Source organism: Methylobacterium nodulans ORS 2060 (genome assembly GCF_000022085.1).
In the GTDB taxonomy this organism is placed as follows: Bacteria; Pseudomonadota; Alphaproteobacteria; order Rhizobiales; family Beijerinckiaceae; genus Methylobacterium; species Methylobacterium nodulans.
In genome coordinates, this window is sequence record NC_011894.1 from 1,543,771 (window position 1) to 1,564,893 (window position 21,123).

A 21,123-nucleotide genomic window follows, 5' to 3' on the forward strand; every position below is an offset into this window, starting at 1 on the left:
TGCGCCCTCTTGTCTCTGAATAGAGCGTCCGGAAACCGTATGACGTGGGTGGAAGCCGCCCCGCACCTCAGAGGCTGTGAACCTTTCGGTTTTGGACTTTTCTGATCCTAATAAGATCAATCACTTAGCGGACGCTAGAAGGTCGAAAATCCAAAAGATTCACATGCTCTCAGCATGAGGGCCGGTGGAGCTGTCATCGGAGAGGGTGCCCTTGCGGCCGGTTTCATCCTCCAGGGTCGGCAAAGACCGGTGGTGGACTGATGCCAACGGTCATTGGAAACGACCGTTGGCATCACGTCGAGGGTGGCGGGATCGCGACTTGCCTGCGCGGGGCCCCGCCGTCAGGCGCTCGGTGCCGCATCGAGGCGCAGGCGCGCTGCGGCGCCGGCGCTCATCCGCCGCGCCAGAAGGGCACCGAGCCGCAGGGCGGGGCGCTCCACGATCAGGAACGTGAGGGGGGTCACCATGGTGACCGCAACCGCGGCCAGCGGGAGGAGCGCGGGGACGATCTCCGGAGCGAGCCTTTCGGCGCCCGCATCCACGAAGGCCACACTCAGCACCACGCCGTGCAGCAGGTAGATGCCGAACGAGCACTCCCCGAGCACGAGCGCGCCGCGCGTGCGCAGCACCCCGAACAGGGCGTTGCCGCAGGCCACGCAGACGAAGAACAGGGCGAAGAGCGGCAGGGCGGACCCGTAGGGGGTCCTCGCCGTCACCATGCCGAGGGCGAGCGCAAGCACCGCGACGGCGGCGGCGGGACGTGTGCGCAAGTGACGGGCGATCGCCTCGCGGCTCCGGACCTCGTAGGCGAGCATCCCGATCGCGAAGAGTGGCAGGAAGCGCAGGAGCGCGGTCGGCAGGCCGGCCTCCCGCCCGAGAAGGCCGATCGCCAGCAGCGCGACCGGCACCGTCCAGCTCGGCAGCCGCCCGCGGACCAGATCCATCGCCAGGGCGCAGGCCGGGAGTACCGCGAGGTAGAACAGCCACTCGTACCGGAGCGACCACAGCACGTAGGCATTGATGCGTCCGCTATCAGCAAAGCCGAGCAGGGGCGGCTCGCCCCAGGTCGTGATCCACTGCGCCGCGGCTGCCGGAAACTGGGCATCAAGGCCGCGACCGGTGCGGGCCGCGATCAGGAGGGTGATGATCGCGACCGATACGGCCACGAGCGGGACGATGCGGAAGACGCGCATCGTGTAGACCGCAGGCCACGCCGTGGCCCGAAACCCCGCCAGAATGCGCGGGTAGAAGACGAGCCCCGTCACCATGAAGAAGAGCGCCACGCCGCCCGCGCCGAGCTGCGCGAACAGGTTGACCGACGGCACGGCCCAGGCGCCGCCAAGGCTGGTCGCCTGCATCCAAACCACGAAATGATGGATGAGCACGGACAGAGCCAGGTATCCGCGCAGTCCATCGATGCACCCGATGCGGGTGTCGGCGGATGGCAGGGGAAACTTCGTCCGGCCTATCCACGAGGCGAGCAGGGTTGCGGCGAGACAGGCCGCGGTTGCGCCGGCCATGATCGCCGCAACCGGATAGTTCGACATGCAGGTCCCCCGCGCGATCCTCGTCGGCCCGGCGTGCCGGGCAGGCTCGCACGGTCCCGGCTCGATCGAGGGCCGGGCGCCGATGACCGGCGGCGCCGATTGCTCGCTCGAGCAGCGCCTCCTTGAACGCTCAGCTTCCTGTCTTTTCTGAGGTCTCCCCTGAGCAGCGCCCGCCGAGGCCCGACATCCGGCAGGAGGCGACGGATCAGGAGGCGCGCCGGGCCTCGTCCGGCGCCGGGGTGAGGAGGGCGGCGCGCTCGGTTTCCGAGAGCGGCACCAGCGGCGGGCGCATCCGGCGCCAGCCTGGATCACCGGTGCGCTCGGCCACCAGCGCCTTGAGCGAGGCCATCTGGGCAAAGCGCGAGGCCCGCTCGCGCGCCGCCACCACGCGCGCCTGCGCGGCCTCCACCGCCGCGGCTTGGGCTGGGTCGGCCCAGTGGTCGAAGACGAAGCGCAGATCCCGCGCGACGAGGTTCGTGGTCGCGGTGATCGCCCCGGCGCCGCCCGCTTTCAGCAACGGCAGCATCAGCGGGTCGGCGCCCGCCAGCACCGCGAAACCGGGGAAGCGCTCGACCAGCGCCGTCATGTGGGCGAGGTCGCCCGCCGAATCCTTGATCCCGACGAAGGTCCCCGGATAGCGCTCGCGCAGGCGAGCGATGGCGCCGTGCGGGAGCGGCACGCCCGCGACCTGCGGGATGTGGTAGAGCACGACCCGCAGGCGCTCGTCGCCGATCCGCTCGACGATCTCCGCATAGGCCGCGACGATCCCGTCCTCGCTCACGCCCTTGTAGTAGAAGGGCGGCAGCATCACCACGGTGGTGACGCCCAGCGAGAGGGCGTGGCGGGTGAGCGCCACCGTCTCGGTCAGCGCCGCCACCCCGGTGCCGGGCAGGAGCTGGTCCGGAGATATCCCGGCCTGGAGCGCGGCTTCGAGCAGCGCCCTGCGCTCGTCGCCCGAGAAGGAATTGGCCTCGCCGGTGGTGCCGAGCAGCGCGATGCCCGTGCAGCCCTCGGCGAGGAGATGGCGGCAATGGGCCGCGAAGGCCGCGTGGTTCGGGTTGAGGTCCGCATCGAGCGGGGTGAGGGCGGCGCAGAAGACGCCGCGCGGGAAAACGGTCTCGCTCATGGGGAGGCTCCGCTCAGGCGGCGGCGCGGTAGAGCGCCAGGATCCGGTCCCGGCTGATCTCGCGCGGGTTGTTGTCGAGCAGGCGCCGGATCGCGTGCGCCTCGGTCGCCATCGCGGGCAGGTCGCCCTCCGGCACGCCGAGCGCCGAGAGGCGCATCGCGAGGCCGAGATCGGCGCACCAGCGCGTCGCGGCCTCCGCCACCGCGCCCTCCTCGGCCGTCTCGGGCAGGCCGAGGGCGGCCATCACCTGCCGGGTCTTCTCGGGCACGGCGGGCGCGTTGAAGGCCAGCGTGTGCGGGAAGATCACCGCGCAGGCGAGGCCGTGGGCGACGTGATGGCGGCTGCCGAGCGGGTAGGCGACGGCATGGCCGGCCGTGGTGTTCACCGGGCCGAGGCAGAAGCCGCCGTAGAGCGAGGCGAGCGCCAGCCCCGCCCGCGCCTCGACGTCGCTCCCGTCCCGCACGGCCCGGGGCAGGAAGCGGCCGACGAGCCGCGCGCCTTCGAGCGCGTAGAGGTCAATCAAGGGGTGCGCCTTGCGGCTGGTGAAAGCCTCGACGCAATGGGCGAGCGCATCGACGCCGGTCGCCGCCGTGACGGCGGGCGGCACCGTGAGCGTCAGGTCGGGGTCGATCACGGCCGCATCGGCCAGCATGTGCCGGCTCTGCACCGCGAGCTTGGTCTGCGTGGCGGGGTCGGTGACGAGGGCGCGGGTGCCGCCCTCGCTGCCGGTGCCGGCGGTGGTCGGCACCTGGATCAGGCCGGCGCGGCGCCCGGCCACCCGCTCGGGGCCGATCACGTCGTGGATCGTCTGCCCGCTGCCGGGCAGCACCGCCACCAGCTTGGCGAGGTCCATGGCGCTGCCGCCGCCGAAGCCGACCACGAGGTCGGGGGAAAAGTCTTCCGCCAGGGCGAGCGCCCGCTCCAGGTTCGGGATGTCGGGCTCCGGCCTGACCTCGCCGAACACCCGCACCTCGCCCGGCAGGGCGAGGAGATCGACCCGCGCGGCGTTGAAGGCGTCGGCCACGACCAGGATGCGGCGCGCAGCCCTGGCGCGGGCGCGCTGCCCGACCGTGCGGGCCGTGCCCGACCCGAACGCGATCTCGGGCCGGACGATCGCGATGGGGGCGGTGAGATCGGTCATGCGGCGCTCCTCTGGGTGGCGGCGGCGCTCGCGGCCAGCCGCTCGGCATATTCGATCGCCTCGATCAGGCTGCGTTCGTTGGCGATGCCGCGCCCGGCGATGTCGAAGGCGGTGCCGTGATCGACCGAGGTGCGGATGATCGGCAGGCCGAGCGTGATGTTGACGCCCGACAATTCCATCCACTGGCCGGTGGTCGGGTCGACCTCGAAGCCCAAGAGCTTGACCGGGATGTGCCCCTGGTCGTGGTACATCGCCACGACCGCGTCGTACTGGCCGGCCCGCAGCTTCACGAACACCGTGTCGCCCGGCACGGGGCCGACCACGTCGAGCCCGTCCGCCACGGCCGTGGCGATCACCGGCGCGCTGACGTCGATGTCCTGGCGCCCGAACAGGCCGCCCTCGCCCGCATGGGGGTTGAGCGCCGCAACCGCGATGCGGGGCTGCGCGAGGCCGAGGCCCTTGAGCGCCTTGTGGGTCAGATCGATGACGCGGCGCAGCCGCTCGGGGGTGAGGCGCTTCGGCACGTCCTCGAGCGCCACATGGGTGGTGACGTGGCTCACCCGCATGCCGCCATGGGCGAGCATCATCACCGAGCCGCGCACGCCCGTGAGGTCGGCGAGCATCTCGGTATGGCCGGCGTAGTGGTAGCCGGCGAGGTTCAGCGCCTCCTTGTTGAGGGGCGCGGTGACGATGCCGCCGATGCGCTGATCGAGGGCGAGCCGCACCGCACGCTCGATCGCCTTGAAGGCGAAGCGCCCGCCATCCGCGCTGAGCTGACCCGGCTCGATCGGCGCGCCCTCGGCATCGGCCTGGAGGCAGGCGAGGTTCGGCCAGTCGCTCTCCTGCGCGATCTCGGGGATGGGGGCGGCACCGAGGGCTCCTTCCGCCCGGCGCAGGGCCGGGACGCTGCCGATGACCAGGAGCTTGAGGTCCCCGGCGGCGATCCGGTGCTTCAGCCGGCGCGCGGCCTTGACGAGGATCTCGGGGCCGATGCCGGCGGGATCGCCCATGGTGATGGCGAGGTGGCGGGTCACGCGCAGGTCCTTTCGTGGATGAGGCCGTTGCGGCGCAGCAGGTCGCGCCAGACGGCGGGGGAGCCGAACGCCCCGGACTTCGACACGATCGCGACGCCATCCCAGAGCCCGCCGCGCATCCGCGAGCGCGGCAGGCCCGGCACGACCTGGCCGGTCACCGCGAGGGCCTCGGTCCGAAGGGCGAGGCAGAGGGCCTTGAGGGTCTCGCCGCCGGCAACGAGCAGGGTGCCGGGCGGGGGAAGGGCGCGGGCGAGGAGGCCGAAGGAAGCGGCGATGCGCGCGGCGGCCTCCTGCCGGCCCGTGCCCTCGGGCAGGCCGAGGCTGACCAGCGCGGCGCCGCGCTCCCGCAGCCGTGCCGCAACCCGGCCGGCATGGTCGCCCTCGGCGGGCAGGATCAGCTGGTGCTCCGGGCAATGGGCGAGCTGCGCCGCGGTCTCGGGCCGGTCCGAGCCGAACAGGCCGAGCACGGGGCCGACAAGACGCGTGTCGCAGGACGCGGGCGAGCGTCCTGCCAAGGCTCCGGCGAGCCCGCCGCTGCCGCACCATAGGACCGGGGCCCCGGCCGCGAGGGCAGCGATCCGGTCGAGATCGTCGTCGCTCGCCGCGTCGTAGACGGCGATGCCGGCGATCGGGCCGTCCTCGACCTTAGCGCGGCGGGCCGGCAGACCCGCTTCCCGGAGCGCCGCGGCGATGTCGCCCGAGACCGCCTGCCAGCCCGTGCCGGCCCGGGCGAACTGGCGCCCCTCTACGGTCCGGCGCCCTTGATAAGGGAAGGCCGGCGCGACGACCACGTGGCGCCAGGCGCCGGTGCCGAAGCACGCCGCGAGTTCCGCCGCCCAGGGCCCGCGCAAGAGGCTGTCGACCTTCTTGAAGGCAATCTCGGCCCCCTGCAGGCGGGGCGCGGCTGCGCCGGCGATCCGAGCCGCGTCCTCGGCGACCGTCTCCCGTGTCCCCGTATCGAGGGCGAGGTTGCCCCCGCATGGGCCCATCGGCGCCCCGACCCAGGCGACCTCGACGGCGCCGACCAGCCCGGTGAAGCCGGCCGCGGTGTCGAGGGCGCCGGTCAGGTCGTCGGCGATGAGGCGCAGGCTCGGCATCGCTCAAGCTCAAGCCCGTTCGGGCGACGTCGCCGGGGAGCCGGCGGGAAGGCCGGTCGCCTCGTCGTCGTGCTTCAGGGGCGCGATCTCGCCGACGATGAACAGGTAGGCGGCCGCCCCCACGAGGCTGAGGCAGCCCGCCACCGCGAGCGGGATCACGAAGGAGCCCTTGGTGAGGCTGACCATCACGCCCGTGAAGGTGGTGAGGGCGATCCCGGCGAGGTTCGAGGCGAAGTTCTGGATGCCGCTGATCGAGGCGACGTGGGCCGGGGTGGGGGCGACGTCGCCCGGCAGGGTCCAGATATTGGCGCCCGCGAAGGCGAGGCCCGAATAGGAGACCGCCAGCAGGATCAGGGCGGCGGCGTCGCCGGGGACCAGCGGGGCGATGGCGACGACAGAGGAGGCGAGCAGGCCGCCGACCAGGCAGGTCTTGCGCGCCGCGGTGAGGCTCCAGCCCTGCTTGTAGAGCCGGTCCGAGAGGTAGCCGCCGAGCCAGCCCGCCGGGATCGCGACGAGGCCGGGCAGCAGGCCGAGGGTGCCGAGCTTGGCGAGCGAGAAGCCCCGGGACTCGGTCAGATAGGACGGGAACCACGTGGTGTAGAAATAGATCACGAAGTTCAGGCAGAAGAAGCCGATCATCATGCCCCAGATCGTGCGGTGCCTGAACAGCTCGGCATAGCCGATGCGGCGCTGGCCCGCCGTCACGGCGTAGTCGGCCTCCAGCACGGCTCGCTGCTCGGGGCTGACCGCCGGATGCCGGGCGGGGTCGCGGTAGACCAGGAACCAGACCACCATCCAGACGAGGCCGATTGCCCCCGTCACCAGGAAGGCCTCGCGCCAGCCGAAATTGGCGATCAGGAAGGCCACGAGCGGCAGCGTCATGGCCGAGCCGACCCGCGAGCCGCTCGCCCAGATGCCGGTGGCGAGCCCGCGCTCGGAGCGGCGGAACCACAGGGCCGTGACCTTGGCGTTGACCGGATAGCAGAAGGCCTCGCCGATGCCGAGGACGAGCCGGCAGGCGATCAGGGAATAGACGCCGCCCGCGAAGGCGGTGGCCAGGGTCGCCACCGACATGATCAGGGTCGCGACCGTGTAGGTGGCGCGCGAGCCGAAGCGGTCGATGAGCCAGCCGCCCGGCAGCTGCATCAGGACGTAGCTCCAGAAGAAGGCGGACAGGATCAGGCCCATCAGGGCCGGGTCGATGCCGTATTCCTTCTGGATCATCGGCACGGCGACGCCGAGATTGGCCCGGTCGATATAGTTGATGGCGACCGCGAGGAAGCACATCAGCACGATGAGCCAGCGTTGGCGCGGCAGCGGGATCGGCGTCGGTGCGGTCATGGCGCGTTATTCCCTGATCTTTGTCGTGATTACTGCCGCGGAGCGGGGGCTGCCGGCTCGAAAACCTTGCCCGGGTTCATCAGGCCGGCGGGATCGAGCACGCCCTTGATCGCCCGCATCAGGTCGAGCTCCAGGGGATCGGTGACGCGGGCGAGCCGGGCGCGGTTGGACTGGCCGATGCCGTGCTCGGCGCTGATCGCCCCGGTCTGGGCCTTCGTCTCGTCGTCGACGGCCTCGTTGATGAGGCGCACCATCCGGGCCGCCTCGGCCGGATCGGCGGCGCGGGCGGGATCGATCAGCGCGATGACGTGGATGTTGCCGTCGCCGATATGCCCGTGCATCACCACCCGGGCATGCGGCACCGCCGCCAGGATGCGCCGCTCGACCCCCTCCACGAAGGCGGCCTGCCGGTCGAGGGGCACGGCGCTGTCGTGCGAGACGACGAAGCCGCTGCGCTTGTTGCCCTCCGAGACGCTGTGGCGGACCTTCCAGATGGCCTTCGCCTGCGCCTCGCTCGACGCGATCAGGGCGTCGGTGACGAGGCCCCGCTCCAGGGCCGTGCCGAGCGCCGCTTCGAGGCCTAAGCGCAGGTCGACCCCCGCGAGCGTGTCGGTCAGCTCGACGATCAGGTACCAGGGGGCGTCGAGCGGGAAGGGGATGGCCGTGTCCGGAACCGTCTCGGCGATGGCCTGGATCTGGCCGCGCGACATGATCTCCAGGCTGCCGATCCGGTCCCCGACCTCCCCGCGCAGGAGGCCCATCAGGTCGAGGGCCGGCGCGACCCCCTCCAGCATGACGAGGGCCAGGGCCGAGGCGCGGGGCCTCGCGAACAGCTTGAGGACGGCCGCCGTGACGATGCCGAGCGTCCCCTCCGCGCCGATGAAGAGCTGCTTGAGGTCGTAGCCGGTATTGTCCTTGCGCAGAGCCCGCAGGCCGTTGAAGATCCGCCCGTCCGGCAGCACGGCCTCAAGGCCGAGCACCAGCTCGCGGGTCGGCCCGTAGCGCAGGACTGCGGTGCCGCCGGCATTCGTCCCGATATTGCCGCCGATCTGGCAGCTGCCCTCGGCGCCGAGGCTCAAGGGGAAATAGCGGTCCGCCGCCTCCGCGGCGGCCTGGATGTCGGCCAGCACGCAGCCGGCCTCGACCGTGATGGTGTTGGCGAGCGGGCTCACCGCCCGGATGCGGCGCATCCGGTCGAGGCGGACGACGATGCTGGGCCGGTCGCCACTGGGGATTGCCGCACCGCACAGGCCGGTATTGCCGCCCTGGGGAACGATCGCGACGCCGGCCTCGTATGACAACCTGACAACCCGGGAGACCTCCTCGGTCGAGCCCGGCCGGACCACGGCGGCGGCCTCCCCGCGGTAGCGGCCGCGCCAGTCGACGAGGTAGGGCTCCTGATCATCGCCAGGCAGCAGGACGTTCTGGCGTCCGACCAGGGCGATCAGCTTGTCCGAGAACGCCTCGGCTTGGCCCATGACGACTTGGCCCATGACCGATCCTCCCGTCCGGAGCCGTCTTGCTGGCTTCGAATTTGTTGTAAACTTGTTATGGGAGTACGTGAGGGCCTGGAGGCTGTCAAGCGGCGCGAGCGGGCCCGCCGGCGCCGGCGAGCCGTCGATGGCCGCGGAACGCGAGCAGCGGGCTACAGCGACAGGTCGAGGAGACGGCCCTCGAACAAGCGGTCGCGCGACGAGCAGATGTGACGGTGCATCTGCGCGCGGGCCGCGTTCGGGTCGCCGTCGCGGATGGCCGAGAAGATGGCGCGGTGCTCTTCCAGAACCCCCTGCAGGCCGGAATGCGGCCCGAGCAGCGCGAGGCCATGGATCTTCATGCCGACGGCGATGTGCGCCTGCAGGGCCTGCATGGAGGCGGCGTAATAGTGATTGTTGGACGCCTCCGCGATGGCGAGGTGGAAGGCGAAATCGGCGTCGTCCCGGTGCTGCTGCTGGCGCGTCGCCGCGTTCAAGAGGTCGAGGGCGCTCGCGATCCGGCCGATCGCGGCCTCGTTGCGCCGCAAGGCCGCGTAGAAGGCCGCATCGGGTTCGATGGTCAGGCGGAACTCGTAGCAGCGCTGGATGTCGGCGATGCTCTCGACCGGAGCGAAGCCCAGGGCCGGCGCTTTCCCGCGGGCAAGCACGAAGCTGCCGGCCCCCTGGCGCGAGACGATGACATTCTCGCGCCTCAGCCGTTCGAGCGCCGCGCGAACGACCGGACGCGAGACCTGGAAACGGGCGGCCAGCTCGTTTTCGCTCGGCAGCTTCTGGTTCTCCGCGTAGGTTCCGTTGGCGATCTCGGTGAGGAGGCCGTGATAGACGGCGTCCGCCAGGCCCGACGGCTTCGACGTGCCGCCCGGCCGCGGTTCATGCTCCGATCCACCCTGCATTGCCGCTTCCATCCGGCCCTCTCGATACCCCGGCCGGACCTGCGGTCGGGCCACCTGTCAACAAGTATGCCGGTTCTGCCGCATTGCACGCAAGCTTGTCAAAGGTTGTAAGGACACTCCGGTCGGCCGGGTGGCGCCGTTCAGGGCCGCGAGGTCGGGCGGGCGCCCGAAACCGCGGCCTGCTTGAGCAACCAAGCCGGTCCCGAAGCGTTGCCGGGATCCGAAACCGCTTCGGAACAAGGAGGTCCTGCCATGTTGAACCGTTTCACGACCGCTGCCGGCCTGCTGGCGCTGACCACCGGCCTGGCCTTGGCCCAGGCACCCGCCCCCACGGCGCCGGCCACCGCCCCGGCACCCGCCTCCAGCCGCGACATGAAGGAGTTCGAGGCGGCCAGGGCGGCCAAGGTAAGCCTCGCCGAGGCGATCGCGACGGCCGAGAGCCACGGCGACAAGGGGCGGGCCATCGATGCCGATTTCGAAAAGGCCGATGGCAAGAACCCAATGCACTGGAGCATCAAGGTCGTCTATCCGGATGGCAAGCTCGTCGAGCATGGGATCGATGCCGAGACGGGCAAGCTCTACAAGAGTGAGAACCAGCCGATCGAGCGCTATTTCACCCGCCTGAAGGTCGACGACTTCCAGAAAGCGACGGTTTCGCTGAAGGATGCGCTCGCGATCGCCGAGCAGAAGGCGGGCGGCGGCAAGGCCTACGAGGCCGAGGTCGAGCGTGACGGCCAATCCGTCGTCTACGAGATTTCCGTGGCGCTGGCCGATCGATCGCAGGAGATCAAGGTCGGCCCGGACGGCAAGGTCGTCGCGGACTGACCGTTCGGCGCTCCGATCGTACCTGTGGCGATCGCGGGGGCGGGCCGACCGACCGGCCCCCGCGTTCGTCCGGATCCGATCGATCTCGAAAGATCCAAGACGATCTTCGTCACGGCGCGTCGGGGGCTGCCTGACGGCCCTGGGCCGTCGGATCCCGGGCCGGGACAGCGCGGGTATCCGCCATCGCGGCGGATTCTGGTGATCCGTCTCCCGGCGCAGTACTCTCGGTTGAAGAACGGAGTGCTGCTATGAGTACCAACAGAGAGTTTATCGAATCCCTCAAGCATGAGCACGCCCGGATGGGCCGCCTGCTTCAAGTCATCGATGACGGTTGTTGGTGGACCGAGGAGAATCCGGGGCGGTCCACCGTGGAGGCGTTGAAGGAGCAGGCCGCTCAGATCCGGGTCGCAGTCGACAAGATCGAGGCGGCCATCGGGCATCTGGGGAGCTGAGCATCCTTCGCCGAAGTGTCTCACGGTTCGGCGACAGGAATGATGCGGAATCAAGGAAATCCAGGCAGGATGGCGGGGCAGAGCAGCGCCACCCTGCTCAAGCGGCCGATCGAGCACTTCTTGCTTCGGAAAGGACCGTGACATGCCCGGATTTGACGAAGGGGTCCATGCCGAGCACCGGCGGACAAATCGCGTCCAGTATGTGATCACACGGCGCGACGGGACCAGAACGCTCTACGATGGTGGGATCATCACGAAATCTGAGGTGCCCCGGATCGGCGAGGGCAAGTGGTTGGACGGAGTCGTCTGCAAGATCGTGCGTGAGGTCTACACGCCGCATCTCGATTTCACCTGGACGGTCTGGTGCGAGGAGCGCGCCCGGCCGCGATGATCGTGGCGGGGGTTCGCGGCGGGGCCGACGATCGGACGGGTGCGGAGGCCCTGATGGGCCGCCGGCCGGCTTTGCGCCTGGTGCGGCAACCGCCAGGAACCCGCTCTCCGGACTGCCGTTGGTCGCGGCAATCTCGGAGCGAACATCATGGTCGATACCAGCCGCATCAAGGAACACATGCCCGTGGTGGGTTCGGATGGCGGCCATGTCGGCACGGTGGACCACCTCGACGGCCAGCGCATCAAGCTGACCGCGAGCGACCCGGATGCCGGCGGGCACCATCACTTCATCCACATCGACTCGATCGCCAGCATCGAGGGCGGGCAGGTCCGCCTGAACCGCACGACCGCGCAAGCCAAGGACGAGTGGGCCACCGCATAGCGCGCTCCGCCAGGAGCCCGGCGGAGAGCCCGGCGGGCGGCGGGCAGGACCGGCCGGGATGCGACCTCGGCGGTGCCCGCGACCGGTCGGCTCCGACGCGGACAAGGCCGGAGGGCGGAATGCGGGACGATCCCGGGATCGGCGATCAGCGGCCGACCGGGGGCAGTCGGACGATCGGCAGCAAGGGGATTCCGGCCTGACGGGGCGCGTCGGTCAGGCCGCCGAGCCCAGGCCCGCCCGGATCTCGGCGCGGAACGCGTCGATCGGCACCAGCCGGCCCCCGCGCTCGGCATGCCAGAAGGTCCAGCCGTTGCAGGCCGGCAGTCCCTGGACGAGCGCGCCGATCTTGTGGATCGAGCCGCAGGCCGGGCCTGCGCTGATCGTGCCGTCGGGGCGCACCAGCGCCTTGAAGCGGCGGCGCTCGTCGGTGAGCTGGCTGCCCGCCCGGATCAGGCCGGCCTCCAGCAGGCTGAGGAAGGGCACCCGCGGCTCGGCGCGCTTCGTCGGCGCCGTCAGCAGCGCCGCCGTCGAGAGCGGCTCGACCGCGGCGATCCGCTCCCGGGCGGCCTGCACGTAGGCGGGCTCGCGCTCGATGCCGATGAAGCGGCGCCCGAGGCGCTTGGCCGCCGCCCCGGTCGTGCCGGTGCCGAAGAAGGGATCGAGCACCACATCGCCGGGATTCGAGGCCGACAGGATCGTGCGGGCGACGAGCGCCTCGGGCTTCTGCGTCGGGTGCAGCTTGCGGCCATCCGCGCCCTTCAGGCGCTCCTCGCCCGTGCAGAGCGGCAGGAACCAGTCCGAGCGCATCTGCAGGTCGTCGTTGCCGCCCTTCAGCGCCTCGTAGTGGAACGTGTAGCCCTTCTGCGCGCTGCGCGATGCCCAGATCAGGGTCTCGTGCGCGTTGGTGAAGCGCTTGCCGCGGAAGTTCGGCATCGGGTTGGCCTTGCGCCACACGATGTCGTTGAGGATCCAGAAACCAAGATCCTGCAGCGCGCTCCCGACCCGGAAGATGTTGTGGTAGGACCCGATCACCCAGAGGGTGGCGTTGGGTTTCATCACCCGGCGGCAAGCCTGGAGCCACTGGCGGGTGAAGGCATCGTAGGCCTCGAAGCTCGCGAACTGGTCCCAGTCGTCGTCGACGGCGTCGACGGCGCTCTGGTCCGGCCGCAGCAGCGACGCAGGCCCGAGCTGGAGGTTGTAGGGCGGATCCGCGAAGACGAGATCCACGCTCGACGGCGGCAGCGCATCCAGGGCGGCGATGCAATCGCCGTGGATCACTTCGTCGAGGGGAAGGCGCGGGACGGACGGGACGAGACCCATCCGCGGCGCCGGCGCGGCACGCCCGGTACGCGAGACCTGATTCCGGGCGGCGGCGCCGGCGACCGCGGTACGCGGGGAAGCCATGGCGGACACCGGTTACGCGACTGACAGGCGCGACCATGGCCCGCTCAGGGTAAAGGCTGCGTTGCCCGCAGAAACATTCGGCGTCTCGAATTGGGGCTGCAGTTTTTGCCGGGCGCCTGCGGCGCCCCGGCCCGCCGTGACTTGCGAAGACTGAAAACCGCAGGAATTCACCCGGACCAGTCAAGTCTCCGATGAGGGCGCCCCGCCTGCGAGCAACGGGCAAGCTGATGCCCGAGATGGCTCGTGGGAGATCTGCACACGGGCGGTCGATCATAACGCGCGAGGCCCGTCATAGTTTCGTCGGGTTCTGATTCGATTGTCCGCCGCAGATCAACAATCACGGAATGCGGGATGAACATCGTAGGTGCTGAGCGTCGACCGGTTGCGGCGTGTCTCGGGGGCGCCCTCGCCCTGGCCGGCCTGATGGGGATGGGAGCGGTCGGCACGGCCGCGGCCCAGACCGGCGGCGCCTCGTGGTATGCCTCCGGTCAGCGCACGGCGAACGGCGAGCGCTTCAATCCCAACGACCTGACCGCGGCCCATCGCAGCCTGCCCTTCGGCAGCCGCGTGCGGGTCACCAACACCGCCAACGGCCGCTCGGTGGTGGTCCGGATCAACGACCGCGGCCCCTTCGCGCGCGGGCGCATCATCGATCTCAGCCGCGCCTCCGCGCGCGCCATCGGCATGGGTGGCGTCACCCACGTCGCCCTCGAACGGATCGATTGACGAAACGCCCGGGTCGGCCCGCGTTCCGCGGACCCTGCGCCCGCTGTCGCACGTTCAGCTTTCTCGGAACCGTCGCGCTGGTTATGGATGATCCGTCCGGCGGTCCGTGCCGTCCGGATGACCGTTCGCGGGCGGAGGACGCGAAGGAGCTGACGCGATGGCGAAACCCCTGGTCGTGGTGATCCCACACCAACTCGGACTGGCCGAGGCGCACCGGCGCCTCGATGGTGGGATCGGCGAAGCCAAGGCGCTGCTGCAGAAGGCGGGCCTCAGCATGGCCGATGCCTCCTGGGAGGGCGAGCGCCTGTCCTTCGTGGTCGGCGCCCTGAACCAGAAGGTGGACGGCCATATCGACGTGGCCGAGGATACCGTGCGCGTCGAGGTGAACCTGCCGCGGATCCTCTCGCTCTTCGCGAGCAAGGTGCAGCAGGTCATCGGCCACAACGGGACGAAGCTTCTGACGAAGAAGTAGCCGGAACTCCTGCGGCAGGACCCGGTTGGGTCGGGACATCCGAACTGGAGCGCCCCGATGGCCAATCCCGGATCCCCGCCGGACCAGCCCTACGATCCCGTGCCGCCGAGCCCCGGCCCCGGCCCCGATACCCCGACCACGGTGCCGCCCGAGGCGCCGGGCGACCAGCCGCTGGAGATCCCGGTCAGCGACCCCGGCAACTCGCCCGCGGTCACGCCGGACCCGGCGCCGACCGGCCCGGCCAATCCGAGGATGTGAGGGGGATCCGCGCGAAGCCAAGCCGGCGCCCCGGACACCCTCGCGATCCCGCGCGTCGAGGCGGCGACCCCGACGGTGCCGTCGATCTCCCGGCGGGTGGCGAAGGGTCCGGGCGAGACGGGATTCATGCCGCAGGGTCTCCGGCGGATCGTCCGGACGCTGGCGGCTTTTGCCGGAGGCCGCGCGCTGCCATAAACCCCGCCCATGGCCGCTCCCCCGCTCCTCACCCTCCAGGACGTCGCCCTGACCTTCGGCGGCACGCCGCTCATCGTGCAGGCGGACCTCGCCATCGCGCCCGGCGAGCGCGCCTGCCTCGTCGGCCGCAACGGCTCGGGCAAGTCGACGCTCCTGCGCATCGCCGCGGGCCTGATCGAGCCGGATCGCGGCCTGCGCTTCCTCCAGCCCGGCGCGACGGTGCGCTATCTCGCGCAGGAGCCCGACTTCTCGGGCTTCCCGACCACGCTCGCCTTCGTGGAGGCGGGGCTCGGCCCCGGCGACGAGCCCTACCGCGCCCGCTACCTCCTGGAGAGCCTCGGCCTCACCGGTGAGGAGGATCCGGCCCGCCTCTCGGGGGGCGAGACCCGCCGTGCCGCCCTCGCGCAGGCGCTCGCGCCCGAGCCCGACATCCTCCTCCTCGACGAGCCGACGAACCACCTCGACCTGCCGGCGATCGAGTGGCTGGAGGCGGAGCTGAAGGGAACGCGCTCGGCCCTCGTGCTGATCAGCCACGACCGGCGCTTCCTCGAAGCCCTGTCGACCTCGACGATCTGGCTCGACCGCGGCGTGACGCGGCGGATCGAGCAGGGATTCGGCGCCTTCGAGGCGTGGCGCGACGCCTTCTTCGAGGAGGAGGAGCGCGAGCGCCACAAGCTCGAGCGCAGGATCGCGGCCGAGGAGGATTGGCTGCGCTACGGCGTCACCGCCCGGCGCAAGCGCAACGTCAAGCGCCTCGCGGGCCTGCACGAGCTGCGCCGCCGGCGCCGCGAGCACCGCGGGCCGGTCGGCAGCATCAGCATGACGGCGAGCGAGGCGGAGGCCTCCGGGACGCTGGTGGCGGAGGCCGTGCGGGCGACCAAGTCCTATGACGGGCGGCCGATCGTGCGCGACCTTTCCTTACGCATCCACCGGGGCGACCGGCTCGGCATCGTCGGCCCCAACGGCGCGGGCAAGACGACCCTCGTCAACCTCCTCACCGGCCGGCTCGCGCCGGATGCCGGCACGGTGCGGCTCGGGGCGAACGTGACCCTCAACCTCCTCGACCAGCGCCGCGCCGCCCTCGATCCGCAGCGGAGCGTCGCCGAGATGCTCACCGGGGGCGGCAGCGACAGCGTGACGGTCGGCGGCCAGAGCCGCCACGTCGTCGGCTACATGAAGGACTTCCTGTTCGCCCCCGAGCAGGCGCGCACGCCCGTCGGCGTCCTCTCGGGCGGCGAGCGCAACCGCCTGCTGATCGCCCGGGCGCTCGCGACGCCCGCGAACCTCCTGGTCTTCGACGAGCCGACGAACGACCTCGACCTCGAAACCCTGGATCTTTTGCAGGAGATGCTGTCGGATTTCCCCGGCACGCTGATCCTGGTGAGCCACGACCGCGACTTCCTCGATCGGGTCGTGGACACGGTGCTGGTCTCGGAAGGGGAGGGGCGCTGGACGGCCTATGCGGGGGGCTATTCCGACATGGTCGCCCAGCGCGGCGCCGGGGTCGAGGCGCGCCGCAGCGAGGCCAAGCCCGCCCCCCGGGAGCCCGCCCCCCGGGCCACCCCGAAGGCGCCGCGGGCGGAGCCCGCCCCGCGCCGCCGCCTCGGCTTCAACGAGCAGCACGAGCTCAAGACCCTGCCCGGACGCATCGCGGCCCTCGAAGCCGCCGTGCAGAAGCTGAGCACCGCCCTGGCCGACCCGACCCTCTACGCCCGCGACCCCGCGCGGTTCGAGACCATCTCCCGCGGGCTCGCCACCGCCGAGGCCGACCTCGCGGCGGCCGAGGAGCGCTGGCTGACCCTCGAGATGCGCCGGGAGGAGCTGGAAGGCTGACCGGCCCTCGACTCAACCATCAGAACCTCGCCTGCCGGTCGGGACTTGCGGAAGCGGCGTGGCGAGTCTCCGCGCGGGAGGGCGGCGAGGAGCATCCGCGAATCATGCGCTCCCGGAGGCGGCCGGCGGATGCTCCGCCGGGCGCGCCGCTGGACTGATAGTGGTCCGTCCGGCAATCCATTGAATACAAGCAATCGGCCGAAATGCCCTGATGCGCGGGCGGCTCGGCACGGTCTCCCAAGCTCGCGCAAGTTTTCGTTGCCTGCCTGCAACAATGCGGCGGAAAGCCGGCCACGCTCCGGCGCGGCAAGCGGAACAGTGTTGATCGGTTCGGGAGCCTCCCGCATGGTGCCCTTGCGCCGGACACAACGTCCGGAGCGGTTCGGCCGCTGCCCCGTGCGGGAGGGCTGAGTCGGCGGGGATAAGAGTGGCGTGGATCGGATCCTTCCGGATCCGGGTAGCACAGTCGTTCACCCCAAGGGTCTCGAAACTTTGGAGGTCTCGATGAGGCTCGTTAAGAGCTTACTGCTCGGGTCTGCTGCTGGTCTGACGGTCGTGGCGGGGGCGCAGGCGGCGGATCTGCCGGTCAAGAAGGCGGCGCCGGTTGAGTACGTGCGGATCTGCTCGGCCTACGGCGCCGGCTTCTTCTACATCCCCGGCACCGATACCTGCCTGCGCGTCGGCGGCCGCGCCCGCTTCGAGGCCACCTACGTCCAGCCCCTCATTCGCGGTGACACCACGGGCTATCGCGGCCTCGGCCGTCTGAACCTCGACGCCCGCACCCAAACCGGCTACGGCACCCTGCGCGCCTTCGTCCGCTTCGAACTCGCCAGCCGCACCGGCGGCTTCTTGAAGTCGGGCACCCAGGAGCGCATCGCCAACGCCTTCGCGGCCACCGGCGTCGACACGTCGGCGCGCGTCCAGCAATACGTGAACGTCGACAAGGCCTTCATCCAGTTCGCCGGCCTCACCGCCGGGCGCGCGGCCTCGTTCTTCGACTTCTACGCCCACGACTTCGAAATCAACGCCGTCTCGCTGGGCTCTGACGTCTCCTCGACGAACCTCCTCGCCTACACGGCGACCTTCGGCGAGGGCTTCTCGGCGACGATCTCGATGGAAGACCCGAACTTCCGCAAGAACCCGATCTTCGGGAACATCTCTGCCGCCCTCACGAGCACGACCGCTGCTGCCTTGCCAGTCGTCTCGAACCTCGCTCCGATCCTCACCCCCGGTCAGGGCCTGGGCTTCGCCAACCTCGACGTGATCCAGCGGTCGCGGATGCCCGACTTCGTCGGCGCCCTGCGCTACGACGCTGCTTGGGGCTCGGCGCAGATCTCGGCGGCCGTTCACGAGGTCAACACCGGCAACTTCGTCACCACGGGCCCCCTCAACGGCAACGCCGTGGTGCGCGCCCGTACGCCGAGCGAGTACGGCTGGGCGGTTCAGGGCGGCCTGAAGGTCAACCTGCCCTTCATCGCCGCGGGTGATGCCCTCTACCTCCAGGGCGCCTACGGCGAGGGCACAACGGTCTACACCGGCATCCCCGCCTATAACGGCACCTATACCCTGACCGGCAGTGCGACCGCCGGTATATTCAACCAGTACTACGCTGATGCCGTCGTCGATCCGGTGACGGGCAGGCTCAACCTGTCCAACAGCTGGACGGTCGTGGCATCGTACCTGCACTACTGGACTCCCGAGTGGCGGTCGGCCTTCTTCGGCAGCTATGGTGAGATCAGCTACAGCCAGCGGGCTCGCTTCAACAGCGCGCTGCTCAACGTCGGTGGCCTCCCGAACCCGGTCACGGCACCGGGCGGACTCGCGGCCCTCGCGTTCAGCCCGGTCCTTCGCGACTCCAACCAGATCGTCGCGGGCGGCAGCCTGATCTGGTCGCCGGTGAAGGACCTCGATATCGGCGTCGAGGGTCTCTACGTGCGCCAGGCTCTGAACAACGGGCGTATCATCGACCCGAACAAGGGTGTGGCCGTCAACCTGGCCACCGCCACTCCGGCCCAGATCGCCGCCGCGCCGAAGCTGAACAGCCAGGACACGTTCCAGGTCCGCATGCGCGTGCAGCGCGACTTCTAAGTCGCACGCGCGAAGCAAGCCACACGCGGAGCCCCGGCATCTCGCCGGGGCTCTTCGCGTTCGAGGGCCGCCCTGCCCGGCATTCGGGGCGTGCCTTGCTTGAGCCCCAAACGGGGTGCAGACCTCTCTCCGGCGCGCCCGGTCTCGCGCGCCTGAGAGGTGCATGCGTGTCGGTTCGTGCGATCGGCTGGCTCGCCGGCCTTCCCTGTCTGGCCGCCCTCTGGGTGGGGGCGATGCATCATGCGGAGGTCGGCCTCGACGCGGCGCTCACGGCGCCGGCCGAGGCCCTCGCCGCCGCCACCTCCGGCGAGGCGGGCGAGCCGTGGCTGCGCGTCGAACGGCGCGGGCGAGACTTCGTGGCCCAGGGCGACGCGCCGAGCGCAGCCGAACGCGAGGCCGCCCTCGACCGCCTGCGCGAGATTCCCGGGGCCCGCCGCATCGTCGACCGCCTCGACATCGTCGCCGAGCAGACGCCCTTCGTCTGGACCGCCCACCGCCGCTCGGAGGAGCGCATCGACCTGCGCGGCTATCGTCCGGCCGAGGTGAAGCGGGCCGACCTCTCCGGCCGCCTCGCGCCGCTCCTGCCCGACACGGTTGCGCTTCACGATGCGGCCCGGGCCGCCCGCGGCGCGCCGTCCGGCTTCGCGGAGGCGGCGGCGTTCCTGATGAGTCAGGTGGCCCGCCTTGCACCCGGCGCGACGGCCGGGCTGCAGGATCATACGCTGACGCTCGAGGGCGAGGCCGCCACGGTCGAGGATTACGAGGCGGTGCGCGCCGCTCTCGCGTCACTCCCCGCGGGCTTCGATCTCGGCGCGGTCTCGCTCGCCCCGGCCGTGGTCCAGCCCTTCGCGTGGTCGGCGACGCGCCGTCCGGACGGGAGCATCCGGCTCGACGGCTACACGGTCTCGGAGGCCGACCGGGCCGCGATCCTCGCCGCAGCCCGCAGGCTCTCCAACGGAGCCCCGGTGGAGGACGCGATGCGGACCGCCCGCGGCTTGCCGGCGGGCATCGAGTCGCGCGCCCTGATCGAGCGGGCCTTCGCCGCTCTGGCGCTGGTGCGCGACGGGGCCGTCGCGCTCGACGGCGCGACGCTCTCGGTCCGCGGCGCGGCCATCGACGCCCAGGCGGTCCGGGAGGCCGACGCCCTCACCACCGGCAGCCTGCCCGAGGGCCTCTCGCCGGGCCGCGTCGACCTGACGGCGAGCCCGGTCCAGCCCTACAGGGTCGGAATCCGGCGGGATGCCGAGGCCGTGACGCTCACCGGTCACCTGCCCGACGCCGAAACCCGCGCGGCCCTCCTCGCCGCTCTGCGCCCCCAGTTCTTCGGCGAGCGCATCGTCGACCGCACCCGCCTGTCGGACGGGGCGCCGGCGGGGCTGCTGGCGGTCCTCCGGGCCGCTTCCGTGCCGCTCGGCCAGCTCGCCCGCGTTGAGGTCACGGTGACCGATCAGGTGCTGCGGCTCACCGGCGAGAGTCTCTATGCGGAGAGCGCCCGCCGCCTCACCGCCAGCGGCGAGCGCCTGGTGCCCGCCGGCTGGCGCGCCGAGGTCAGCGTGCGGGCGAAGGACGAGGCTCCCGCCTTCGATGCCGCGACCTGCCGCACCGCCTTCGCCGAGCGGATCGAGCCGCGCACCGTCCGATTCGCCCCCGGCAGCGCCGACCTGCAGGCGGATTTCTACCCGACGCTCGATGATCTCGCGACGCTCGCCCGGACCTGCCCCGGCGCCAGGATCGAGGTCGCGGGCCACGACGATCCGCCCGGCACCGTCCCGCCTGCCAAGCCGCCCGCGCCCAAGCCGTCCGCACCCAAGCCCGCCAAATCCGCGAAGGGCAAAGCCAAGGCCGAGCCGGTCCCCGAGCCGGAGATGCCCGACGTGACCCTCCCGCAGCGCCGCGCTGCCGCGATCGTCGACTACCTGTTGAAGGCCGGGGTTCCGGCCGATCGCGTGGCGGCCGTTTCGGGCGACGCCCAGCGCCGGGCCGTCGCCTTCGCGCTCCGCTCCTGAGCGCCGCGATGTCGGTCCTGCTCGCCGCCCTCTGGCCCGCCTGCCTGGCGGCGCTCGCCCTCGGGATCGCAACCGGATGGTTGATGCATCGGCCGAGCGGGCGTGCGGCGCGCCTCGCCGCCCTCGCGGTTCTGGCGCTCGCCGCTGTGGTCGCGGCCGTCGCCGCCGCGGAGCTCGTCCCCGGCCGGGCCGGGCTCTGGGTCGAGACCGCGGCCCTGCTGCTCATCCCCTACGTGGCTGGCTGCCTGCTTGGTGCGGCGCGGCCGCGCCCTCCCGCCTCCCTCTCCGGAGCGGGAGAGGGGCGGGGGAGCTGATCCGGTTTCCGGAGGATCGAAGACCGGATCACAAGTTCCCCGCCCTTTCCCGGACGACTGGAGCGACAGCGGAAGGAGATCCGGGAACCAGCATGAGGACTCGCCG

At 71.2% G+C, this 21,123-nt stretch carries 20 protein-coding genes; 11 read left to right on the top strand and 9 right to left on the bottom strand.

Features of this window, described 5'->3' with window-relative positions; genetic code table 11:
- Positions 1 to 341: 341 nt before the first annotated feature.
- The 8 genes from MNOD_RS07035 to MNOD_RS07070 form a co-directional block, all read right to left on the bottom strand.
- Complete coding sequence (locus MNOD_RS07035) at positions 342 to 1,547, bottom strand: acyltransferase family protein (protein ID WP_015928150.1); 1,206 nt, start codon at positions 1,545 to 1,547, stop codon at positions 342 to 344.
- Between the two features lie 205 nt (positions 1,548 to 1,752).
- The gene (locus MNOD_RS07040) at positions 1,753 to 2,673 is read right to left on the bottom strand and encodes a dihydrodipicolinate synthase family protein (protein ID WP_015928151.1); all 921 of its coding nucleotides are present in this window, start codon (positions 2,671 to 2,673) and stop codon (positions 1,753 to 1,755) included.
- A gap of 13 nt (positions 2,674 to 2,686) precedes the next feature.
- The gene (locus tag MNOD_RS07045; RefSeq protein WP_015928152.1) at positions 2,687 to 3,814 is read right to left on the bottom strand and encodes an iron-containing alcohol dehydrogenase; all 1,128 of its coding nucleotides are present in this window, start codon (positions 3,812 to 3,814) and stop codon (positions 2,687 to 2,689) included.
- Entirely contained in the window at positions 3,811 to 4,848 is a 1,038-nt protein-coding gene (gene pdxA / locus MNOD_RS07050; protein WP_015928153.1) for a 4-hydroxythreonine-4-phosphate dehydrogenase PdxA, read from the bottom strand. The genes MNOD_RS07045 and pdxA overlap by 4 nt, the downstream gene beginning before the upstream one ends.
- The gene (locus MNOD_RS07055; protein ID WP_015928154.1) at positions 4,845 to 5,945 is read right to left on the bottom strand and encodes a four-carbon acid sugar kinase family protein; all 1,101 of its coding nucleotides are present in this window, start codon (positions 5,943 to 5,945) and stop codon (positions 4,845 to 4,847) included. The genes pdxA and MNOD_RS07055 overlap by 4 nt, the downstream gene beginning before the upstream one ends.
- Before the next feature lie 9 nt (positions 5,946 to 5,954).
- Entirely contained in the window at positions 5,955 to 7,286 is a 1,332-nt protein-coding gene (locus tag MNOD_RS07060; RefSeq protein WP_015928155.1) for an MFS transporter, read from the bottom strand.
- 29 nt (positions 7,287 to 7,315) lie between these two features.
- Positions 7,316 to 8,779 (bottom strand): FAD-binding oxidoreductase, encoded by a 1,464-nt coding sequence (locus tag MNOD_RS07065; protein ID WP_015928156.1) that lies wholly within the window; start codon positions 8,777 to 8,779, stop codon positions 7,316 to 7,318.
- Positions 8,780 to 8,931: 152 nt separating this feature from the next.
- On the bottom strand, positions 8,932 to 9,672 hold the full coding sequence (locus MNOD_RS07070) for a FadR/GntR family transcriptional regulator (RefSeq protein WP_050783295.1): 741 nt from the start codon (positions 9,670 to 9,672) through the stop codon (positions 8,932 to 8,934).
- A 252-nt stretch (positions 9,673 to 9,924) separates the two neighbouring features.
- On the opposite strand from MNOD_RS07070, the gene MNOD_RS07075 reads away from it, so the two are divergent.
- From MNOD_RS07075 to MNOD_RS07090, 4 genes are all read left to right on the top strand, one after another.
- The gene (locus MNOD_RS07075) at positions 9,925 to 10,497 is read left to right on the top strand and encodes a PepSY domain-containing protein (RefSeq protein WP_015928158.1); all 573 of its coding nucleotides are present in this window, start codon (positions 9,925 to 9,927) and stop codon (positions 10,495 to 10,497) included.
- A gap of 248 nt (positions 10,498 to 10,745) precedes the next feature.
- Positions 10,746 to 10,949: a hypothetical protein gene (locus tag MNOD_RS07080; RefSeq protein ID WP_015928159.1), complete on the top strand. Its 204-nt coding sequence runs from the start codon at positions 10,746 to 10,748 to the stop codon at positions 10,947 to 10,949.
- Between the two features lie 142 nt (positions 10,950 to 11,091).
- A complete protein-coding gene (locus tag MNOD_RS07085; RefSeq protein ID WP_015928160.1) occupies positions 11,092 to 11,340 on the top strand; it encodes a hypothetical protein in 249 nt (82 codons plus the stop codon).
- Between the two features lie 147 nt (positions 11,341 to 11,487).
- Positions 11,488 to 11,721 carry a DUF2171 domain-containing protein gene (locus MNOD_RS07090; protein ID WP_015928161.1) on the top strand — a complete coding sequence of 78 codons (234 nt, stop codon included), beginning with the start codon at positions 11,488 to 11,490 and terminating at the stop codon, positions 11,719 to 11,721.
- Positions 11,722 to 11,934: 213 nt separating this feature from the next.
- Here MNOD_RS07090 and MNOD_RS07095 read toward each other — a convergent pair whose 3' ends face one another.
- Entirely contained in the window at positions 11,935 to 13,125 is a 1,191-nt protein-coding gene (locus MNOD_RS07095) for a site-specific DNA-methyltransferase (protein ID WP_280113451.1), read from the bottom strand.
- A gap of 351 nt (positions 13,126 to 13,476) precedes the next feature.
- On the opposite strand from MNOD_RS07095, the gene MNOD_RS07100 reads away from it, so the two are divergent.
- The 7 genes from MNOD_RS07100 to MNOD_RS07130 all read left to right on the top strand — a co-directional run bounded on the left by MNOD_RS07100 (position 13,477) and on the right by MNOD_RS07130 (position 21,017).
- Positions 13,477 to 13,851, top strand: coding sequence for a septal ring lytic transglycosylase RlpA family protein (locus MNOD_RS07100; RefSeq protein WP_015928163.1), 375 nt, complete (start codon positions 13,477 to 13,479; stop codon positions 13,849 to 13,851).
- Between the two features lie 157 nt (positions 13,852 to 14,008).
- Positions 14,009 to 14,323, top strand: a complete 315-nt coding sequence (locus MNOD_RS07105) for a polyhydroxyalkanoic acid system family protein (RefSeq protein WP_015928164.1) — start codon at positions 14,009 to 14,011, stop codon at positions 14,321 to 14,323.
- Between the two features lie 57 nt (positions 14,324 to 14,380).
- The gene (locus MNOD_RS42755; RefSeq protein WP_015928165.1) at positions 14,381 to 14,581 is read left to right on the top strand and encodes a hypothetical protein; all 201 of its coding nucleotides are present in this window, start codon (positions 14,381 to 14,383) and stop codon (positions 14,579 to 14,581) included.
- Positions 14,582 to 14,785: 204 nt separating this feature from the next.
- Positions 14,786 to 16,609, top strand: coding sequence for an ABC-F family ATP-binding cassette domain-containing protein (locus MNOD_RS07115; protein ID WP_015928166.1), 1,824 nt, complete (start codon positions 14,786 to 14,788; stop codon positions 16,607 to 16,609).
- 504 nt (positions 16,610 to 17,113) lie between these two features.
- Positions 17,114 to 18,697, top strand: a complete 1,584-nt coding sequence (locus tag MNOD_RS07120; RefSeq protein ID WP_015928167.1) for a porin — start codon at positions 17,114 to 17,116, stop codon at positions 18,695 to 18,697.
- Positions 18,698 to 18,864: 167 nt separating this feature from the next.
- On the top strand, positions 18,865 to 20,703 hold the full coding sequence (locus MNOD_RS07125; protein WP_015928168.1) for an OmpA family protein: 1,839 nt from the start codon (positions 18,865 to 18,867) through the stop codon (positions 20,701 to 20,703).
- Between the two features lie 8 nt (positions 20,704 to 20,711).
- Positions 20,712 to 21,017 carry a hypothetical protein gene (locus tag MNOD_RS07130; protein ID WP_015928169.1) on the top strand — a complete coding sequence of 102 codons (306 nt, stop codon included), beginning with the start codon at positions 20,712 to 20,714 and terminating at the stop codon, positions 21,015 to 21,017.
- Positions 21,018 to 21,123 lie beyond the last annotated feature (106 nt).